Origin of the sequence: Gallintestinimicrobium sp. (assembly GCF_046968865.1) — a bacterium.
Classification (GTDB): Bacteria; Bacillota; Clostridia; order Lachnospirales; family Lachnospiraceae; genus Gallintestinimicrobium; species Gallintestinimicrobium propionicum.
The window spans coordinates 381,970-402,158 of record NZ_JBKVPW010000001.1 but is presented as its reverse complement, the minus strand read 5'-3'; the positions used below and the strand labels follow the sequence as shown (position 1 = coordinate 402,158).

17 protein-coding genes and 2 tRNA genes are annotated in these 20,189 nt (G+C 49.5%); 14 read left to right on the top strand and 5 right to left on the bottom strand.

Annotated elements, in window-relative coordinates:
• Window positions 1–73: 73 nt before the first annotated feature.
• Window positions 74–147 (top strand) — tRNA-Asp (locus ACLTOQ_RS01720).
• Window positions 148–177: 30 nt separating this feature from the next.
• A tRNA-Leu gene (locus ACLTOQ_RS01715) sits at window positions 178–261 on the top strand.
• Window positions 262–522: 261 nt separating this feature from the next.
• Here ACLTOQ_RS01715 and ACLTOQ_RS01710 read toward each other — a convergent pair.
• Window positions 523–2,100, bottom strand: a complete 1,578-nt coding sequence (locus ACLTOQ_RS01710; protein WP_412318538.1) for a glycoside hydrolase family 32 protein — start codon at window positions 2,098–2,100, stop codon at window positions 523–525.
• Between the two features lie 127 nt (window positions 2,101–2,227).
• Between ACLTOQ_RS01710 and ACLTOQ_RS01705 the strand changes: the two genes are divergently transcribed.
• On the top strand, window positions 2,228–3,625 hold the full coding sequence (locus ACLTOQ_RS01705; protein ID WP_412318537.1) for an MATE family efflux transporter: 1,398 nt from the start codon (window positions 2,228–2,230) through the stop codon (window positions 3,623–3,625).
• 77 nt (window positions 3,626–3,702) lie between these two features.
• On the opposite strand, the gene ACLTOQ_RS01700 is transcribed toward ACLTOQ_RS01705, so the two are convergent.
• Window positions 3,703–5,370, bottom strand: coding sequence for an aminotransferase class I/II-fold pyridoxal phosphate-dependent enzyme (locus ACLTOQ_RS01700; RefSeq protein WP_412318535.1), 1,668 nt, complete (start codon window positions 5,368–5,370; stop codon window positions 3,703–3,705).
• 684 nt (window positions 5,371–6,054) lie between these two features.
• On the opposite strand from ACLTOQ_RS01700, the gene ACLTOQ_RS01695 reads away from it, so the two are divergent.
• The 5 genes from ACLTOQ_RS01695 to ACLTOQ_RS01675 all read left to right on the top strand — a co-directional run bounded on the left by ACLTOQ_RS01695 (window position 6,055) and on the right by ACLTOQ_RS01675 (window position 10,688).
• A complete protein-coding gene (locus tag ACLTOQ_RS01695; protein WP_412318533.1) occupies window positions 6,055–6,909 on the top strand; it encodes an ATP-binding cassette domain-containing protein in 855 nt (284 codons plus the stop codon).
• Entirely contained in the window at window positions 6,891–7,826 is a 936-nt protein-coding gene (locus ACLTOQ_RS01690; protein ID WP_412318531.1) for an energy-coupling factor ABC transporter ATP-binding protein, read from the top strand. Before ACLTOQ_RS01695 ends, ACLTOQ_RS01690 begins: the two co-directional genes overlap by 19 nt.
• Window positions 7,823–8,617: an energy-coupling factor transporter transmembrane component T family protein gene (locus ACLTOQ_RS01685; RefSeq protein ID WP_412318529.1), complete on the top strand. Its 795-nt coding sequence runs from the start codon at window positions 7,823–7,825 to the stop codon at window positions 8,615–8,617. Before ACLTOQ_RS01690 ends, ACLTOQ_RS01685 begins: the two co-directional genes overlap by 4 nt.
• A 142-nt stretch (window positions 8,618–8,759) precedes the next feature.
• The gene (locus ACLTOQ_RS01680) at window positions 8,760–9,308 is read left to right on the top strand and encodes an ECF transporter S component (protein ID WP_117962364.1); all 549 of its coding nucleotides are present in this window, start codon (window positions 8,760–8,762) and stop codon (window positions 9,306–9,308) included.
• 186 nt (window positions 9,309–9,494) lie between these two features.
• A complete protein-coding gene (locus tag ACLTOQ_RS01675) occupies window positions 9,495–10,688 on the top strand; it encodes an ROK family transcriptional regulator (protein ID WP_117962363.1) in 1,194 nt (397 codons plus the stop codon).
• 182 nt (window positions 10,689–10,870) lie between these two features.
• Here ACLTOQ_RS01675 and ACLTOQ_RS01670 read toward each other — a convergent pair whose 3' ends face one another.
• The 3 genes from ACLTOQ_RS01670 to ACLTOQ_RS01660 all read right to left on the bottom strand — a co-directional run bounded on the left by ACLTOQ_RS01670 (window position 10,871) and on the right by ACLTOQ_RS01660 (window position 13,929).
• Window positions 10,871–12,016 carry a hypothetical protein gene (locus tag ACLTOQ_RS01670; protein WP_412318528.1) on the bottom strand — a complete coding sequence of 382 codons (1,146 nt, stop codon included), beginning with the start codon at window positions 12,014–12,016 and terminating at the stop codon, window positions 10,871–10,873.
• Between the two features lie 33 nt (window positions 12,017–12,049).
• Window positions 12,050–12,724, bottom strand: a complete 675-nt coding sequence (locus ACLTOQ_RS01665) for a GDSL-type esterase/lipase family protein (protein ID WP_337598880.1) — start codon at window positions 12,722–12,724, stop codon at window positions 12,050–12,052.
• A gap of 167 nt (window positions 12,725–12,891) precedes the next feature.
• On the bottom strand, window positions 12,892–13,929 hold the full coding sequence (locus ACLTOQ_RS01660; RefSeq protein WP_337598878.1) for a hypothetical protein: 1,038 nt from the start codon (window positions 13,927–13,929) through the stop codon (window positions 12,892–12,894).
• 279 nt (window positions 13,930–14,208) lie between these two features.
• Between ACLTOQ_RS01660 and ACLTOQ_RS01655 the strand changes: the two genes are divergently transcribed.
• From ACLTOQ_RS01655 to ACLTOQ_RS01630, 6 genes are all read left to right on the top strand, one after another.
• Window positions 14,209–14,832, top strand: a complete 624-nt coding sequence (locus ACLTOQ_RS01655) for a DUF4317 family protein (RefSeq protein ID WP_117962359.1) — start codon at window positions 14,209–14,211, stop codon at window positions 14,830–14,832.
• A 193-nt stretch (window positions 14,833–15,025) separates the two neighbouring features.
• Window positions 15,026–15,901 carry a DUF368 domain-containing protein gene (locus ACLTOQ_RS01650; RefSeq protein WP_118497527.1) on the top strand — a complete coding sequence of 292 codons (876 nt, stop codon included), beginning with the start codon at window positions 15,026–15,028 and terminating at the stop codon, window positions 15,899–15,901.
• 43 nt (window positions 15,902–15,944) lie between these two features.
• Window positions 15,945–16,256, top strand: coding sequence for a Dabb family protein (locus ACLTOQ_RS01645; protein ID WP_337598874.1), 312 nt, complete (start codon window positions 15,945–15,947; stop codon window positions 16,254–16,256).
• 653 nt (window positions 16,257–16,909) lie between these two features.
• On the top strand, window positions 16,910–18,298 hold the full coding sequence (gene mgtE, locus ACLTOQ_RS01640; protein ID WP_337598839.1) for a magnesium transporter: 1,389 nt from the start codon (window positions 16,910–16,912) through the stop codon (window positions 18,296–18,298).
• Between the two features lie 137 nt (window positions 18,299–18,435).
• The gene (locus tag ACLTOQ_RS01635; protein WP_337598840.1) at window positions 18,436–19,485 is read left to right on the top strand and encodes a glycosyltransferase family 2 protein; all 1,050 of its coding nucleotides are present in this window, start codon (window positions 18,436–18,438) and stop codon (window positions 19,483–19,485) included.
• A 10-nt stretch (window positions 19,486–19,495) separates the two neighbouring features.
• On the top strand, window positions 19,496–20,179 hold the full coding sequence (locus ACLTOQ_RS01630) for a hypothetical protein (protein ID WP_337598842.1): 684 nt from the start codon (window positions 19,496–19,498) through the stop codon (window positions 20,177–20,179).
• Window positions 20,180–20,189: the final 10 nt, after the last annotated feature.

Here is a 20,189-nt window from a genome sequence, read left to right as displayed (position 1 = left end):
GCAACCGGCTCATAACCGGTCGGTCCTGGGTTCGAGTCCCCGAAGGTCCATTTTTGAAATTAGTTAGTTATTTGGCCTAGTGGCTCAGTTGGTTAGAGCGCCGCCCTGTCACGGCGGAGGTCACGGGTTCGAGTCCCGTCTGGGTCGTTTCTTTTAAAAGAAATTATAATTTTATATGCTGGTATGGCGGAATAGGCAGACGCAAGGGACTTAAAATCCCTCGGGGGCAACTCCGTGCCGGTTCAAGTCCGGCTACCAGCACTTTTGTGTGAAGTCTGATTTTGGTGGATGCTGAGATTGGATTTTTTTGTTGTTTTATAAAATATAGCATTTTTGAGTGGAGCAAAGGAGCGTTTGTTCCACTTTTTATTCATGACAATAGAATGCTCGCAGAGCGTGCATTCTATTTTCTGTCACAGGAATGTCAAAAAGCCGTCCGAAAGAAAATAGCTTCTATTCGGACGGCTTTTTATACTAATGATACCCGTTGTGAAAATGTTTGAAATTCATATAAGCTGCTTTTTAATGTAGCGTCCAGGCTTCTGCACAGATCGGTGTGTCAGCATTGACAGTAATGGTTCCGCAGGTACGGTCATCAGGCAGCTCCCAGTAGGCAATGACGGTATCCTGTTTAGCAGAAAGCTCCAGAATGCCGCGGTCAGCGATCAGATGAAGCTCTGTTAAGCCGGCAGGAAGCTGGGTGGCTTTATCTGCACATGTAAAGATACCGGTTGCTGCATCATAGGCGCAGACATTTCCTAAAATGGAGAAGGAAACTTTGCCGGTGCTGCCAAGAGATACGTCAATGCCAACTGCTGCAGGAGAAGTCAGCTCTGCCTGGCAGGATGTGGTGTCAGCTGCGTGGAAGAGTGTGTTCGCTGCTTTTTTTGCATCAAACCATTCATGAACAGGATGCTGTGCAAGAATCCATTCACCATCCTGCTTGATCAGCTCAAGTTCACGGGGCAACGTCAGCATGCCGGTATAGAGACGTTCCGGATTCTGGGTGCGCAGCCACTGAATCAGTACGATGCGGTCAGGTGCGTTATTATAGGTTTGTCCGGCATAAGCGAGTTCTGTATAGGAAGCACGTTTGCCGGCGCTGTAGTTGGTAAAGCGGAAGCCGTCAAAATCGCCGATAAAGTATTCACTGGAAGCAGTATAGAAAATCCATTTTTCAGTGCCGTCCGGTGTAGAAATCGGGCGCAGATCGGGGCATTCGTTGGCAGTTTCGAAAGTCAGTTGCTGAGTGATCTCCCAGTGGAGCATATCTGTGGAACGAAGGATGGCATATTCCGTGCCTTTTAAGTAAAGGGACATGATAAATGCTTTGGATTTTTCGTGCCAGTAAACCTTGGGGTCACGGTTGTCTGTTTTGAGAAACGGAACAACTGCTCCCGGAAGCTTCTGCAGAGTGAGACCATGATCGGTGCTGTATGCCGTGTGCTGGGTGTAGTCTTTTCCCTCGCTGCAGGCGCTGTCATGGCTGCCGCCGGCTGCGGTATAGAAGAACAGGAGTGCATCCTTGGGAAGACTTCGATAGAGGTTGCTGTCAGCAGCTGCCTGAATTTCATCCCTGTGCTCGTTTGTCAGACCGCAGCCGGAGAAGATGGTTCCCTCTTCATCCGGAAGCATGGCAACAGGAAGCCGTGTCCAGTGGAGCAGGTCTGTACTGGTGGCATGTCCCCAACTCATATTGTTCCAATTGACACCGAAGGGATTGTGTTGATAATATAAGTGATAGGTTCCATTGTCGTAAACAAGACCATTTGGATCGTTGATCCAGCCTGCGTTGGCTGTAAAGTGGACAGCCGGATGCACTTCGCCGGAGACAGGAAGCTCGTCAGTCTGAGTAACTGCATCTTCAAAACCTGCAGGAAACTCTGCAGACAGGGTCAGCGTGCGTCCCATCCATTCAGAAACCGGCAGAGGGGAAAGATATTCGTAGGAATAGGTTCCGTTGTCTGCAGCGGCTTCTCCGAAAGGAAAATAAACACATAAAAGAAGCTTTTCGCCGTCAAAAAGTTTCAGGACCCTGGTATCTTTCGGGTGGGATACAACCGGAAGACAGAGAAAAGGATGCTTAATTGTAAGCTGCATATGGAAATCCTCCGTTTTTTTCTTCATCATAAGATGAATGGCGGAAAAAAGTCAATATGGGAAGTATGAAAAGTACTGTGGGATATCACAGAAAATTGTGAAATAGAAAAGAAGGATAGAAAACAGGATGAAAACAAAAGGCAATTCCGGTGTTATGGATATGACCCAGGGAAATATGGCGATGCTGATTTTAAGTTTTGCATTGCCGTTGATGTTGGGAAATGTATTTCAACAGTTTTATACGGTGGCTGATACGGCCATTGTAGGAAAAATACTTGGAGTGGATGCGTTGGCAGCACTCGGCACTGTAGAGTCGATAAACTGGCTGGTTTTGGGGACCATTCAGGGAATCACCCAGGGCTTTGGCATCCTTGTTTCCCAGCAGTTTGGTGCCAAAAAAGAGGAGGCGCTTCAGGAAACCATTTTTCATGCGTCTTTTCTGGCAGTAGTGGCGGCGATTTTATTTACCGTTGGTATTCTGATCGGATTACCCGGTTTGGTGGGGATTTTACAGGTTCCTGTTGATATTCGCCCGATCTGTCTGGACTATTTGTATGTGCTCTTTGGTGGTATTCCGCTGATGATGCTCTATAATTTTACTGCGGCTATGCTGCGGGCGTTTGGAGACAGTAAAACACCTCTGACAGCATGTGTTATCGCAGCGCTGTTTAATATTGCGCTGGATTTATATTTTATCCTGGAGCTTGGCTGGGGTGTAAAGGGTGCAGCCCTTGCAACTGTGATCGCCCAGACCCTTGCTTCTGCATATTGTCTGTGGAAGCTGTGCCGGATCGAGGTGCTTGCAGAAAAAAGGAAGGCCGCCAAATGGAGACTTCATGCCGGACTTTGCGGGAAACTGATCTATCTTGGACTACCGATGGCATTTCAGAACCTTGTGATCGCCATTGGAGGCATGATCGTGCAGACTGTGGTAAACAGCTTTGGCGTTGCATTTATCGCAGGCTACACGGCGACGTGCAAGCTTTATGGTATCCTTGAGGTGGCAGCGACCTCCTATGGCTTTGCAATGGTTACCTACGCGGGTCAGAACCTCGGTGCGGGAAAAACAGACAGGATCAAGGAGGGAACCAGAATCGGTGTTTTGATCGGTGTGCTGACTTCCTTTGTCATTACCGGACTGATGTTTCTGTTCGGACGAAATATTCTGGGACTTTTCATCTCTGCAGATGCAGCTCAGAGCAGTCAGGCTGCGGTGGTTGCATGGCGCTTTTTGCGGATTATGAGTAGCTTCTTATGGGTACTGTATATTTTACATATCGTCCGCAGCGTGATCCAGGGAATGGGAAATACCGTGATTCCGCTTGTATCCGGAATTTTTGAATTTATTATGAGAACCGGTGCGACGCTGATTTTACCGGTGCTTTTTGGAGAAAATGGAATTTTATTCGCAGAGGTACTGGCATGGATGGGCGCCGATCTGGTGCTGATTCCGGGATATTTTTATATGCGAAAAAAGCTGCTTTCGGGCAGATTGGACCAGGGTGATGTTCAAAGCGCAGTTTGAAGCTCGAAGGAAGAAAAAAACAGCCCTACGGCGGGATGTTCCGGTTGGAAGCTCCTGTGCCGCAGGGCTGTTTTTTTTCAGCGTCGGTTTTGCTGGTAATAGCTTAAGAAGTCCGCAATTTTGTCTGCAGATTCCTTGAGTACCTCGATCCGGGGCAGGTATACGACCCGGAAGTGATCAGGCTGTTCCCAGTGGAAGCCTCCGCCATGGATAAGCAGGATTTTCTTGTCGCGCAGAAGATCGAGGGCAAACTGTTCGTCGTTGGTGATATGAAACTTTTTGACGTCGAGCTTCGGGAACATGTAAAAGGCTGCTTTCGGTTTTACAACGCTCAGTCCGGGAATGTCCTTTAATGCCTGATAAATGCACTCACGCTGCTCATAAATCCGTCCGCCGGGCGTTAAATAATTGCTGACGCTCTGGTAGCCGCCGAGGGCAGTCTGGACGATGGACTGCGCGGGAACATTGGAGCACAGGCGCATATTAGAGAGCATACGGATGCCTTCGATATAGTCCTGCGCGATGGCTTTGTTGCCGCTTAAAATCATCCATCCAATTCGAAAGCCTGCGATCATGTGGGACTTGGACAGACCGCTGAAGGTGACACAGAACAGGTCGGGAGCCAGGGATGCGATGGAAATATGCTCGCCGCCGTCCATGACCAGTCGGTCATAAATCTCATCGGAAAAGATGATCAGATGGTGCTGACGCGCGATTTCCACGATTCCTTCCAGAACTTCCTTCGGATAAAGCGCGCCGGTCGGATTGTTGGGATTGATGATGACGATCGCTTTCGTGCGGCACGTGATCTTTTTTCGAATGTCGGCAAGGTCAGGATACCAGTCTGCCTGCTCATCGCAGAGATAATGGACAGCTTTGCCGCCTGCAAGCGTTGCGCAGGCAGTCCAGAGCGGGTAGTCGGGGGAAGGGATCAGGATTTCATCCCCGTCGTCCAGCAGGGCGGACATGCTTAAATTGATCAGCTCGCTGACACCGTTTCCCGTGTAGATATCCTCGATGGTGACGTTGGGGATATTTTTTAGCTGTGCATACTGCATGATTGCTTTGCGGGCTGCAAACAGTCCCTTAGCGGGAGAATAGCCTTCGCATTCCGTCAGCTGCTGGCGCATGTCGTAAATGACTTCATCGGGAGTGCGGAAGCCGAAGGGGGCGGGATTGCCGATGTTCAATTTTAAAATCTGAACGCCTGAGGATTCCATCCGTTCAGCTTCATCGACAACCGGACCGCGGACATCGTAAAGAACATTGTTCAATTTGGAAGACTTTTTAAACAGCGTCGGCTGGGAAGCAGACGGAGCGGAAAAGTCTGAACCGTCCTGACGGGAAGAAGTTTTCTTCTGAACCGAATCGGAACGTTTGGAGAATGTAGAAGATTGAACCGAACCTGCGGAGGAGGAACCGATGACCGTGTCTGGATGAGGGCAAAAATTGAACTCGGTCGGAAGCTTTGTACTGCCAGAGTTCAATTTTCCTGAACTGAAATTCTGTGCAGAACCGGTGCGCCCTGCCAGCCAGTCTGCCTCAACCTGGAGGGCATTTGCAAGAAACTGCAGGATCTCAGCGCGGGGCATGGTTTTGCCGTTGACATACTGGCTGATGTGGCTTTTGCCGAGCTTTAAATTCTGTTCTTCCGCGAGATGTAAAAGATCAATCGGTTTCATTTGCTGCTGATTCATGGATTCCTTTAAACGGGATGCAAAAAGTTCATAGGCTATGTTTGACATAGAAGGCTCCTTTCCTACAAACAATAGAAGGCACGCTCTGCGAGCATTCTATTGTCATGAATGATGCTTGAACATAGAGTTCAAATTATAAATATAAGTTTAAAAATGAATGCAATTTAAATTGAATAAAAAGTTCAAAAAAACAGGATGCGTCATGATCCATAAAAACAGGATACTGTTGAATTGAATTATATCATAAAATTGAAATGGTTCAAGATAAAAAGCGAAAGTTAAAAATTAAACAAAGGGAGCGTTCGCAGAAAGATTTGCAGGCAAAAAGTCTTTGCCTTTTGGAATGAAATTTGTTACAATACTAACGATATCAGGCAAACAGGAATTGCTGTAAGAAAGTAATACAGCCGGAAAATCTGCCGGTGTCTTTTGAAGAAGACAGGTAAGTCTCTCCGAAGGGAGCCGAGCGGCAGAAAGACGGAAACGATCGTAACAATTATCGTGATGATCCTTATCATAATAAGGTCATAATAAGGAAAAACATGGTGGTCACAGGACGATCCGGATCATGAAGAAAAGAATTGCCAGGAAGGGAATTTGTCTTTCAAAAAGACAGGTTCCCTTTTGTTGTGCAAAATTTCGACGATGGAGCAGGTGCAGTTGAACGGGACCGGCGCAGCGGCAGTACGGCAGTTTTTGACATCAGAATAGATTGCAGACAGGAATAAAGTGATGATAAAGGGAAGTAGACTGGGATTTTCCTATTTCTGGGACGGGGAGAGCATTCCGGTATTTGAACAAGCGAATATAGAGCTGAAAGAGGGCGAATGGACGGCGATCCTTGGATGCAACGGCTGCGGAAAGTCCACGCTTGTGCGTCTGATGAACGGATTGCTGCCGCTTCAGGACGGTAAGCTTTCTGTAAATGGCATAAATGCAGGAAATCCTGCAAATAAGTGGGAGCTGTGCAGGATATGTGGCATGGTATTCCAGAATCCGGATAATCAGTTTGTTTCTTCTGTGTTGGAAGAGGATATTGCTTTTGGTCTGGAAAACGCTCAGGTTCCGGAACGGGAGGTCACATCGAAAGTGAAGGCAGCGCTGGAACTGGTCGGGCTGGAAGGGTATGAAAAGCGTTCTCCGTCGAGCTTGTCCGGTGGGCAGAAACAGCGGGCTGCGCTGGCGGGGGTGCTGGCGTTGAACCCGGAGATCCTGATCTTTGACGAGGCGACTTCCATGCTGGACCCGAAAGGACGCCGGGAAGTACTCGCAGAGATGAAAAAGCTGCGCGATTGTGGAAAAACAGTTGTTATGATCACCCATGATGTGGAAGAAGCTGTGTTGGCAGATCAGGTGATTTTGATGGGACGTCCCAATGGACAGAAGGATCCGAATACCGTCCTTGCACAGGGGAGTGTGCGGGAAATTCTGACGGACAGCAGACTGTTGATACAGGCGGGAATTGTACCGCCCATGGCAGTTCGGATGTATGAAGATTTAAAACTGGTGGGAATTGAACTGAACCGATGCCCGCTGACGAAAGAGGAGCTGGCAGAAGCGCTATGCAGATGGAAGTCAGAAAATTAACAGTTGGATATGGAGCAGCCTGGGTACTGGATCAGGTCAGCCTGCAAATCGGGGCAGGAGAATTTGTCGGGATCGTCGGGTGCACCGGCTGCGGCAAGACGACGCTGTTAAAGGCGATGGCTGGACTACTGGAAGTGCAGAGCGGAGAAATTCTGTTGGACGGGGAAAATATTTTTTCCAGACGATTCGATCGGGCAGTTCTGCGCAGAAAAGTAGGAATGGTATTTCAGTATCCGGAATATCAACTTTTTGCACAAACAGTGGAGAAGGATGTGGGCTTCGGACTGAAATACAGCAGACTTAGCCGGGAGGAAAAACAGGAACGCGTCAGATGGGCGCTGGAGCAGATGGGATTTTCCTATGAGGAAATCAAAGATCAGTCGCCGCTTTCTTTATCTGGCGGAGAGAAGCGCAGAGTGGCGATCGCAGGCGTTCTGGCGACAAAGCCGGAGCTTCTGATGCTGGATGAGCCGCTTGCCGGACTGGATCCGATGGCGCGGGAGATGTTTCTGGAATTTCTGGAAAGGCTGACAGGGCAGGGTGTGACAGTGTTGATGGTGTCCCACAACCTGGACGCACTGGCACAGCATGCTGCACGGATCATTGGAATGAAGCAGGGCAAAATTGTAATGGATGGAAGCTGTCAGGAGGTATTGGGAGACAGCAGGGCGCTTCGGACGATCGGACTGCTCGGCAGCGAAGCAGCGCAGACCGCGGAGCTTTTGCTGGCAAACGGTGTGCTGCCGGAGGGGGCGGCAAAGCGGAGAGGGCTTACACCTGCGCTTCAGGAAGAGATGGAAAACGTTCCCGTGGAAGAAAAGAGGATTCTGCCGGGCAGCGGGCTTCCCGTTACTTATGAGGCGCTGCGGGACGAGATTATCGGTGCGTTGACTGGGGAAAAAGGAGAAAACAGATGATGCAGATGCCGATGGGGCAGTATCGCCCCGGAAATACATTTTTTCATCGGGCAGATGCGAAAGGAAAGCTGCTGGGGCTGTGCCTGGTGATTGCAGCGGTGATCGTGTCCAAAGGGCTGTTTGGCTGTATCGCCGCGGCGGCAGCGGCGCTGACGGTATCGTATCTGGCAGGGATATCCCTGCGGGAGCAGATAAAACAACAAAAAGGGATGTGTCGGTTTTTGGCAGTGATCTTTTTGATGAATGCGTTTTTTTACAGCGGGGAGCACTGCATCTGGAGCTGGTGGATTTTCCGGCTGAGCCGGGAGGGAATCCGACAGGGGGCGATGGTGGTCGTTCACCTGGTATTAATTTTAGTTTTCTGCATGGTGCTGACGGTCACGACAGAGCCGATGGAAATCACGCATGGGCTGGAGGAACTGCTTTCGCCGCTTTCGAAGGTCGGAGTTCCGACGGAAGAAATCGCGATGATTCTGGGTGTTGCGATGCAGTTTATTCCGGTGCTGGGAGAGGAAGCGGAGACAATCCGGATGGCGCAGACTGCACGAGGGGCTCGGTTTGAAAGTAAAAAGCTGACAGAGCGTGCGGCGAGCTTTCTGCCGCTGGTCATACCGGTGTTTCTGGCGGCGTTTCGTCGGGCGGATGAACTGGCGTGCGCAATGGAGGCGAGAGGTTATCGCGGGCCGGGGCGGCGAACAAAGAAGAAAAAATCATTGCCAAACCGCAACGGGAATGTGGCGATTGCCGCGAGTGCGATTTTTTTGATTATGCAGGTATTCTTGCAAAAATAGAAAATAATGCATGAAAAATCCCATGATAAAATGCAAATCAGAGGGATGAAATCGAAATGAGGAATTACCGCAGCGCAGTCTGAAAAAAGGTGAGGGACTGCGCAGCGTGTAATAGATATTTTTTTCAAGGAGGAGAAATGTTATGTCTCAAATGTCTCAGGTAAAACGTGCAATGATTACTGCTGTATGTATTGCGCTGTGTGTGGTGCTGCCGATGGCGTTCCATTCCATTCAGAATGCAGGGGCGATTTTTTGCCCGATGCACATTCCGGTACTGCTGTGCGGTCTGCTGGTGGGCTGGCCTTATGGTCTGCTGTGCGGCCTGGCAGGTCCGCTGTTATCCAGCCTGCTGACCGGTATGCCTGCGATGGGTTATCTGCCCTGCATGATGGTGGAGCTTGGCGCGTATGGCCTGCTCTGCGGTCTGTTCATGAAATTTGTGCGCACCGGAAAAATTTATGCGGATCTGTACATCAGCCTTGTTGGCGGTCTGTTGATCGGTCGTGTGATCGCCGGTCTCTTTAGAGCGCTGATCTTTTCGCCGGGAAGCTATTCTCTGGCAGCATGGGCAACCGGATATTTTGTAACCTGTCTGCCCGGTCTGGTGATTCAGCTTGTTTTGGTTCCGAGTATCGTATTTGCGCTGATGAAAGCCAGACTCGTGCCGATGCGCTATCCTGCAAAGCACTGAATATTGAAACAGAAATAAAATGTCATGTGGTTCCCCCAAATTTCAGACACTGCATTGTCCAGAAAATATGAACGAATTTAGAATATTTTTCGTTTGGTTTGCTGATATAGTTGTGGAAGTGCGGAAAAAATAATGTTACAATAATACTGTTTTAAGAGTGACAAAAACGGGGGGACCAACCAGCGAATGAAAAAAAATACAACGAAAGTGATCAAAGAAGCGAACCAATATCTGGTAATGCAGTGCATACAGGCCTTTGAACCTGTTACGCTGGAAGAAATTGCGGAAAAGACACTGCTGAGCCGTCCTACGATCCTGGAGATCATCAATTCTTTTAAAGAAGAAGGAATTGTAGTAAACGGCGGTTTTCGGGAATCGACAGGAGGACGGCCTCCGCAGTTGCTGTGCATAAATGGAGATTCTGCGTATGCGATTGGAATTGATTTTGAATTTCCGACAATCCGGATCGCGCTTGCGAATGCTAAACGGGAAATTGTGGGCAGACGGAAAATCCTGTTTCAGATAGATACGCAGGCGGAAGAGGTTTTGGCGCGGATGCTCAGGGAGCTTGAGCATCTGCTGGAAGAATTTTCCTCTGTGCGGCCCAGGATCGTCGGGATCGGTGTCGGGATTTGCGGAACGATTCGAAAGACAGAAGGCAGATCCCTGCACATCACGAGAATCCGGGGCTGGGAGCATGTTGAATTGCAGCGGATTCTGCAGGAAAAATTTCATCTTCCGGTTTATGTAAATAATGACGTGCATTTACTGGCGCTTGTAGAAAAGAAGAAGTATATGCGGGAGGACAATTCGGATTTTGTTTATATTGGAATCCGTTCCGGCATAGGCAGTGCATACATGTATCAGAATAAACTGATGGATGGGGTACAGGGCAATGCCGGTTATATCGGGCATACTGTATTGAATGCAGAAGGTCCGATGTGTGTCTGCGGCAATCGCGGGTGTCTGGATGCCTATGCAGGAGAACTGGCATTGAATCGCAGGTATCAGGAACTGACAAATAGTGAAAACGAGTCGTATTATACAATGCGGGATTTTATGAAGCTGTCCCGAAATGGGGATGCAGTCAGCCAGAAAATTTTAAAGGATGCTGCTTTTTATCTCGGGATCACGATTTCGAACCTGATCAAGATATTGGAACCCAAAATGGTGCTGATTGCAAGCTGTGAGCCGTTAAAGGGGACAACATATTGGAATATCATGGAAGAAACCATAAAAAAATATCACATCAACGAGATGGAAACGAAGCTGGAGCTGAGAGAGGCACAGCTTTTAGAGGATGACTATGCATTGGGAGCATGCTGTTATGTTTTCGAATATTTATTTGAAACGCCGCGTTTGTCCCTGGCAATCTTGTGAGGCACAACAATAGAATGCACGCTCTGCGAGTATTCTATTGACATGAATAAAAAAAGAAAAGCTGTCCTGTGATGAAAAACGGATCACAGGACAGCTTTTTTATCGCAAAGAAAATCCGGCTTCTATAGGATAAAAAACGTTTTGCAGGATGGTCAGGTTTTTGAAAGTCTGGTGCTGCAGGCTTAGTCAATCTTTCCGGCGCCAAATTCAGGGAAATCCGAAATCGTGCGTTCGAATCCTCCGCAGACGTTGGTTGCGCTGACGACGAAAAGAGGCAGCTTTTCATAGCCTTCGTTTATGCACTCGAAGGAGCCGTCGGTTTTGAAACAGGAAACCACGTCTTCTAAGGAGCGGACGGCGAGAGCGGGATTTTGCTGTGCAAGACACCAGATCATCCAGCCGGAGGCAGTTGCCCAGTAAGCACCGTTCTGGTAGGTCTCAGGTTCGACATCGATCAGCAGGCGCTCCCAGTATTGTCCTTTTAAGAGGTGGCGAACCTGACCGCGGTAGACGCAGGCATCATAATTTTTTTCCAGAAAAGAGAGAACCGCCTGTTTTTCGTTCGCAGAGCAGGGAAAGCCGATGTAAAGCATGTACGCCATGCCCCAGATGTCGTACTGATGGCAGTCTTTTGTTGCGGCATAAAAAGCGCCGGCAGCAGGATCAAACAGCAGGGAAAGGGAACGCTCGACAGATTCGGCAGCTTTTGCGAAGCGGTCCGGATTTTTGATACCGTAGGTTTTGCACATGCGCTCCATCATACGGCAGGCACGCCAGTAGAGCAGGGATTCCATATAGAGCGTGCCGGTTTTGCCGATGGTATCGGTGAAGCCATAGGGGGAATGGGGGTTCTGAACGTCGTTGTAGACCAGACCGTGTTCCTCGAGGGGCAGCAGGAACAATCCCTGCTCGAGATCGGCCTCCCATTCGGTAAACAGAGGCAGGAAGGCTTCCGGATCCATCCGTCTGGAAAGGCTGTCTACGGTGAAAATCAAAAAAGGCGTATTGTCGAGATTCGCTTCTCCGACGGGAGCTGCAGCGATTCCGGCGGCGTAAACAGCCAGACCGTCTGTCGTCACCCGGTCTGGCATCCATCCGTCGGCACGGCGGTGACGGACCGCATAGCGGATGCAGTTTACAATATCCTGATCCGGAATGGCGAAACCTGCGTATTCCACCATATAGGAAAAATCGCGGAGCCACAGTCCGTCATAGCTGGCTGTGCCGTCCGGGGTATAAATCACAGTGCCGTCTGCAGCTGTGCGGCGGCAGCCATGGACAAGATCTGAGGCGAGAGCACGTAAATATTGTGTCGTATTTGTGTACATTGGTTGAAGGCTCCATTCTAAAGTGTATTTTTATTACTTTAACATTAAAAGGTGCGGAAGCAGCCGATCGAGCACCGCTTTGTAGCCGTTTGCGTACATGTGCATCCCCTCTACGGTATATTCCGCTTTTAACTGTCCCTTTTCATCCTTGATGTCATCGTTGGCGTCTATGTAGGCTGCACCAACCTCGGCGGCGAGCTCTTTTACCATCTCGTTGGCACGGCAGATACAGTCATTGCTGCGGACTTTTAACACTTCTTTCATGCCTGCGTCGGCGACGTCCGGATTGACCGGATAATAGGCGAGCAGAAACAGCTTTGCCTGTGGAAGATGTTCGCGGATGCCGGAAAGAATGGTGCGGTAGCGGTTGTGCAGAACGTCTGGCGTGCAGGCGGGATCGTTTAAGTCGTTGGTTCCGATGTTGATAAAAATGTAGGCGGGACGGAGCGCATAAACGCAGTCCTGCATGCAGGCGAGCATTTCCGATGTGGTGAAGCCGCCGACACCGCGGTTATAGATGGTCAGCGGAAGGTCGAAATCCGCGACAAATTCCTGGATGGGAAACTGTTCCATCAGGCTGGAGCCTGCAAACAGGATCTGTCCGGGTTTGACGAACTCGTTGAGATAGCGGAAACGCATAACTCGGTCAATTTTTCCCGCATCTCCATGTAGAGCCTGATTCAGTTTGTTGTAAAATTCTATGTCCATGAAAAACCTCCTTAGGATGTTTCGAGAAGCGCGCATGCTATTATTTCATAGGAAAATGCGTCCTATGAAATAATAACGCTCCGCGAGGATGCGCACTCGGCGCAGGGGTAGATGGTTGCCGAGGCAACCGCGCCTCGGCGCGAGAATGTGCCGAGGCACATTCTTTTTTATTTTGCAGTGATCGTAACCGCGTGCAGATAGGCGTCGGAGCCAGACGCACAGGTAACGGAAATGCGCTGGTTGGTGACCAGAACCCTGCAGCCGTTGATTGCGTTGACGGAATCGAGCTTGATTTCCATCTGTCCCTGAGGTGTATCGAGGAAAAGCATATTCTCGGTTGAGTTCCCGTTTACAGTGCCGGTGGCGGTCAGCGTGGAAGCGGTATTGACAGAAGCCGAGGAGCTGCTTCTTGCGCCGACTGTGGTAACGGCGTGTAGATAGCCATCATTGCCGTGGTAATAATAAACGGTCAGGGAACGTCCGCTTGTCATCATCAGACCCTTTAAGGTGTTTGCATTGTTGTCGATTACAAACTGCATCGTGCCTCCGGTGGTGGAGAGATAGAGCAGGTTGTTGGTCGTTTTGGAATCTACCGTGCCGTTTATGAACGGATAAGCAGAGTTATCGCCGTTTACAGATGCAGAGGTATTGGCTGCAGAAGAAGCGTCCGCAATTTTTACAGCGTGGAGATATGCGTCAGAGCCGCGTCCGCAGGTAATGCGGTATTTGCCGTTTAAAACAAGGAAGGCACAGCTGCCCATCTCGGTAGAAGGATCCAGCCGGATGATCATCTCACCCTGAGGAGTATCCAGATGCAGATCGTTGTCCTTTGTATTTTGGTTGAGGGTTCCGGTGACGTCAACTGTGTTGTTGGTATCTACAATGACATTGCCGATCTGATTGCCGGTGGAAATTTTAGTTGCATGCAGATAGCCGTCGCTGCCGCCGGTAACGGTGACGGAAATTGCCTGATCGGGCAGCAGGATTTTACCGGCAGTGGTGTCAGTGGCATTATCGATCTTAATCTCCATTTTGCCCTGAGGGGTATCCAGCAGCAAAAGGCTGCCGGTGGTGCCGGACATGACCTTGCCCTGTACGGTAACCGTATTAGCTGCCTGCGCAGGAAGCAGAAAAGCCGGTGTAAAGAGCAGGGACAGAACCAGACAGGCTGTTAAAACAAGCCCGAAATGTTTGTGCATTTTCATAAGGAAGCCTCCGTTCAATAAAATCCGTGTCAGTACAGGAAAACAGACCTGTATCAAGATAGTTTCATCATATAATAAGCCCATTTAAAAAGCAAGAAAAGTTGTCAGAAAAAAGAGATTCTGGTACACTATGGGTTACAAGTACACTCGTGGCTTTTTACAGGAAGAGAGCGCCGCTTCATGTGCAAAAGAAGCTGCGAATGGCGCGGGTGAACGGATTGCCGGGCAAAACAGACTTTGGAAGCAACCGGAAATTTTTTGAGGAATGGGGAACTTTGAATGATCAACAGGGAAGATATGCTGGAACTGACCAGACGGATGACACCGAGCCGCACCTGCATGGATCGGATCGCGGGCGGATATATGGATGAGGACGGCTTTCTGGACGGAAGCTTTAACATACATTTTCTGAAGCTTTCCGGGGAAGAAAAGGCGAAGAACCTCGCGCTTGCAAAGGCGGTTCCTTTTTCGAAGACAAATGAACAGCTAAAAGAATACGAATTTTCACCGACACAGGAAAGGCCCGGAAGCCTGTGGCAGCTGTTGATGGCGATGCGGGAGGCGAGGCTCAAAAATGACGCCCTGAACGAAACGTTTTATGAACTGGTCGGTGAGCATTATCAGAGCGTTGGAAAAGATTACGCGGTCTTTTTGTTTCATGGAACCTATGACGTCCCGCTCAAAGCGTCCGACAAGGAAAGTCTGTGGGAGTCTGAAGAGGTGTACGATTTTTTAGTGTGCACGATCAGTCCGCTGGAGGGCGAATACGAGCCTGGTGAACCGGAGTGGGGCTTTTTGTTCCCTGCCTTTTCTGACCGCAGTACAGAAATCCACCGGATCGATATTTTTCAGAAAAATGCAACGGCATCCCAGACAGAGCTGATGAAAAAGCTGTTTCCCTAGAAAACAGTGACGCAGCAAGCTGCAGTCCGTTCCTGTATGCTGATGATACAGTATTTTTACTGTGCTTTGGGAAGCTGCGTAAAGATTGCGTAAAGAATATCTGCGCAGAGCTGCCAGCGGTTGACAGGAGCCAGTAGTTAAGGTATTCTGGGAAAGATGTAATTGGAAAAACGAAAATTTTAGGAGGATATTCATGATTAAAGAAGCAATTGGAGGCTTTTGTATGGCGCTGGCGGACAGCGTTCCCGGTGTATCCGGCGGTACGGTGGCCTTTATTATGGGGTTTTATGATCAGTTTATCGGTTCGGTCCATGACCTTGCCTTTGGCAAGATGGAAGATAAGAAAAAAGCAATCGCTTATCTGATCAAGCTGGGTATCGGATGGATCATCGGCATGGGGCTGGCGGTTGTCATCCTGTCAGCGCTGTTCGAAAGTCATATTTATGTGGTAAGCTCTCTGTTTATCGGATTTATTGCGGGCGCGATTCCGCTGATCATCCGGGAAGAAAGGGATGGCTTCAAGCAGTTTGGCAAGGGCATTTTATTCCTGATCCTAGGTATTGTGTTGGTGGCCGGGATCACCTGGTTAAACGGCAGAGCCGGAACCTCTTCGATGGATCTGAGCCACTTCCAGCTCGGAAATGCGATTAAACTGTTCTTTATCGGAATGATTGCGATTTCTGCGATGTTTTTACCCGGTATTTCCGGTTCCACCCTGCTTTTGATCTTCGGTGTATACATTCCGGTGATTTCTGCGATCCGCGCAGTGCTGGGGCTGCAGCTTTCCTATGTACCGAACCTGATCTTCTTTGGACTTGGTATCGTAGCAGGCGCATGTAGTGTTGTAAAGATTATCAAGGTTTGCCTGGAGCGCTTCCGCCCCCAGACGCTGTACTGCATCGTCGGCATGATGGTGGGCTCCTTCTATGCGATCGTGATGGGACCGACAACGCTGGAAGAAGCGCAGGCTCCGCTGGCTTTCTCCAGCTTTCATTGGATTGCCGGCATCATCGGACTGGCGCTGGTGCTTGGTATGCAGTTTGCAAAAGAAAAAGGAAAGAAAGCCTAAGAAACAGGAAAACGCCTTCAATAGAAAGCAGGAGGATAAGAAAATGGTAAAGCATGTGATTTTATGGCAGTTAAAGGATTCTTTTACAGAAGAAGAAAAAACGGAAATCAAGGCGGGCATTAAAGCTGGTCTGGAAGGGCTTGCAGGGCAGATCCCCGGTCTGCTTTTCATTCAGGTACATACAGAAGGGCTTCCTTCCTCCAATGCGGATCTGATGCTGGATTCCTGCTTTGCAGATGCAGCTTCCCTGAAAGGCTATTCTGTACATCCGGCCCATGTGGCGGTTGCGGACGGAAAGGTGCGCCCGAACGTGAAATGCCGCGTGTGCATGGACTATGAGGTGACAGAGGCCTGAAAAAGGGATGCAACAATAGAATGCACGCTCTGCGGGTATTCTATTGTCAGGAATAAAAGTGGCAAAATGCCATTGCTTTTTCAAAATTTGATGTTTATAATAATTTATAGTATGATGCCAGGGTCAAAAGGTCTAAGCACACATGAGCTTGCTCATAGGTGGGTGAAAGACCTTGTGACCCGCCCCGATAGGAGCATAAAAGTGGGATAATAATCCCACGATATGCGACTATCGGGCAGGATTGTGGGAGTGCGCAGCACGGAACAATCCGCAGGCATCAAGGTCGGGGGCTTTTGCCCCCGACATCATAGTGTTTCGAAATTCAAAGACAAAGGCAGGTGAATGAAATGGATAGCTGCGATGCTCACGGGCGAAGTCGCTGCATAGGATGGGAAGCAGAAAAAGCACAGAGACGCAGCAGATCCGTTTCGTTCTGAGCCTTTTTTCTGTTCAGTTCTTTCTTCTTCATGGCGATAGAGTTTCTATTGTTCCTGTCCTATGGAATCCCAATAGCACGACAAGTCAGGTGAAAAGCAGGTTGCAGAAGATGCCGCAGGCGTGGATCAACGCAAAGGGGCTTCTTTTTGTTGCGTGATTTATGCAGAAGATGGTGTCTCTGTGTGCAAGTTTGGAGAAGAAAGGAGACGGGAGAGATGGAGACAAAGGACTATACTCAAGAGATCATTGACATTATCCGGAGCAATACCTCCCCGGCGGTGATGAGCAGCCGGCTGGAGGATTACCATGCCAATGACCTTGCGGAAGTTCTCAAAAAGCTGACGGTACAGGAACGCTGCAAGCTGTACCGGATCCTGGATAAGGATATGCTTTCGGATATTTTAGAGTATACGGAAGCAGATGAAGCAGCAGAGTACTTAAAAGAAATGGAACCGCGTAAAGCTGCGGCGATCCTTTCCGGAATGGAGACAGACTCGCTGGCAGAAGTGCTGCGTATGCTCGATAAAGGCAAAAAACGTCTGTTGATCGATCTGCTGGATGACGATGTCCGCCACGATATCGAAGTGATCGCATCCTTCGATGAGGATGAGATCGGCAGCAGGATGACTACGAACTGTATTATCATCCAGAAAAATGTTACCGTGAAGGAAGCAATGAGCAGCCTGATCCGTCAGGCAGCCAAAAACGATAATATTTCTACAATTTTTGTCGTAAGCAGCCAGCAGAAATTTTACGGTGCCATCGACTTAAAAGACCTGATTATAGCAAGGCAGGATCATCCGCTTGAGGAGCTGGTTGTAACCTCTTATCCGTATGTATATGCGGAGGAGGAGATCGACGAGTGTATCGAACGCCTGAAGGATTATTCTGAGGATTCGGTTCCTGTCCTGGATAATGATAACCGCCTGTTGGGCGTCATTACATCCAGCAGCATCATCGAGCTGGTGGATGACGAAATGGGCGAGGATTACGCAAAGCTGGCTGGTTTGACGGCAGAAGAGGATCTCAAGGAGCCGTTAAAGGAAAGCATGAAAAAGAGAATGCCGTGGCTGTTGATCCTGCTTGCGCTCGGCATGGTTGTTTCGTCGGTTGTAGGCGTGTTCGAGACCGTTGTGACGCAGCTGCCGATCATCATGTGCTTCCAGTCCCTGATTCTGGACATGGCAGGTAACGTCGGCACACAGTCCCTGGCTGTGACAATCCGGGTATTGATGGACGAATCCCTGACAGGCAAGCAGAAGGCAGAGCTTGTCTTTAAGGAAATGAAGATAGGTTTATGCAACGGTGGTTTGTTGGGACTGATGTCCTTTGTACTGATCGGACTCTATATTTTTGCAATCAAAGGAAAGACCCTTGCCTTTTCCTATGCGGTATCCGCGTGCATCGGTGTCGCCCTGCTTTTGGCAATGCTGATCTCCAGTGCGGTTGGTACGTGTATTCCGCTGCTTTTCAAAAAGATCAAGGTGGATCCGGCAGTTGCTTCCGGTCCTTTGATTACGACCATCAACGACCTTGTTGCAGTGGTGTCTTACTACGGCTTGAGTTGGCTGTTTTTGATCGATCTCTTCCATATGGCGGGTTAATTCTTACGGAGGATTAAGAAATTCCTTCAGAAAAATAAGCTTTTGTTTAGAAAAAATTTCGGAAAAGCCTCTGCGGCTGTTTGGAATTTGTCTTTATGATAAGGGCAAATGAAACAAACGACTGCGGAGGTTTTTTTATGGATATCGATAGAGAAAAGGAAGGAAAGTGCCTGACGGTGACAGTGCCCTGCTATAATTCGGAAAGCTATCTGGAACGGTGTGTGGAATCCCTTTTAAAAGAGCGCGACGGGCTGGAAATCATTCTGGTGGATGATGGGTCGACGGATAGAACCGGACAGCTTGCAGATCAGTATGCGCGTGCATACCCGGATGTGGTTCGGGTTGTGCACAAGAAAAACGGCGGGCACGGTTCCGGTGTCAACGCAGGGCTGATGCTCGCAAACGGAATTTATTTCAAGGTTGTGGATTCGGACGATTGGCTGGACGAGGCTGCATTTCATAAGCTGATGAGCGTTCTGCGTTTCTGGTGCCGGACAAAGGAGGAAAAACGCCCCGACCTGGTTGTCTGCAACTATGTATACGATCATCTGGAAGAGGGAAAAACGAAAGCAGTCCGCTACGGAAATCTTTTTCCCGAGCAAAAAATCTGCAGGTGGGACGAAATCGGCTGTTTTTCGCCGGAACAGTATCTTGTCATGCATGCGCTGATTTTTCGGACGGGAGTGCTGTATGACTGTGGGTTAAAGCTTCCGGAGCATACGTTTTATGTGGACAACTTGTTTGCAAACTGTCCGCTTCCGTTCGTGCAGCGGATTTATTATCTGAATGAGGATTTGTACCATTATTATTTGGGGCGCGAGGATCAGTCGGTCAACGAAAAAGTGCTCGTGTCGCGCATCGATCAGCAGATTCTCGTGACGCAGCTCGGCAACCGGTTCGTCGGGTCGGACGCGGTGCAGAACACTGAACCGAAGCTGCGCCGCTATCTCTACCGCAACAGCTCGATTATGATGGCGATTTCCACGGTCCATCTGCTGATGCTCGGAAAAGAAGGGCGGCAGCGCAGAAAAAAGCTCTGGCAGTCACTAAAAAAAGAGAATCCGAAGCTCTATCGAAGGCTGCGGCTTGGCAGCATCAGCGGTCTGACCTGTCTGCCAGGTGCGCCTGGGGCGGCGGTGGTGATCGGAGGATACCGCATGGCGCGCCGGATCTGGCAGTTTCAGTGAGGGTGCGGCGATGAAGAATAGGAAAAAGCAGGATAATGCCGCGGCGCAGTCCGCAATCTACGTTGGCTTTGTAGACACGCCTGGTCTGTTTGCTTCGATCATCCGCCGAGTGATCGGGCAGAATTATGTGCATGTCGTGCTGGGCTTCGATCCGGAGTTGAAAGAAGCCTACAGCATCGGCAGACGCAATCCGGCGATTCCGCTGTTTGCAGGCTTTGAACGGGAAAACCGGGAAAAAATATTGAAAAAATATCCGACTGCGCGCTATCAGATCTGCCGCGTGGCATGTACGAATGTGCAGAGGGAAGCGCTGCAGCAGGAGACAAAGACGGAATGGGAACGACGCTTTACCCATCATTATATGGTGATCGGACTTGTGTTTTTGTTAGCTGGAATCGCCTTTGACCAGAAAAATCACGACACCTGTTCGTCGTGGCTGGCGCGTGTAACCCAGAAGGTCGGCCTGCAGGAATGGCAAAAGCCGTTTCCGCTTGTCACGCCACGGGATGTGTATGAACAGTTGGGAAAAGACAGCTGTGCCGGAACGCTTGTATTCGAGGGGACACTGGCAGAGCTGGTGGAGGGCGGCACAGCGGTCGTAGCTTCGGAGGCGGGCTGCGTAGTAGGAACTGCAGCGACATCGGAATCTACTGGCACGGGTCGTGACTGGCGGGCACGTTGGGCGATGAATTGAGGAATGTTCG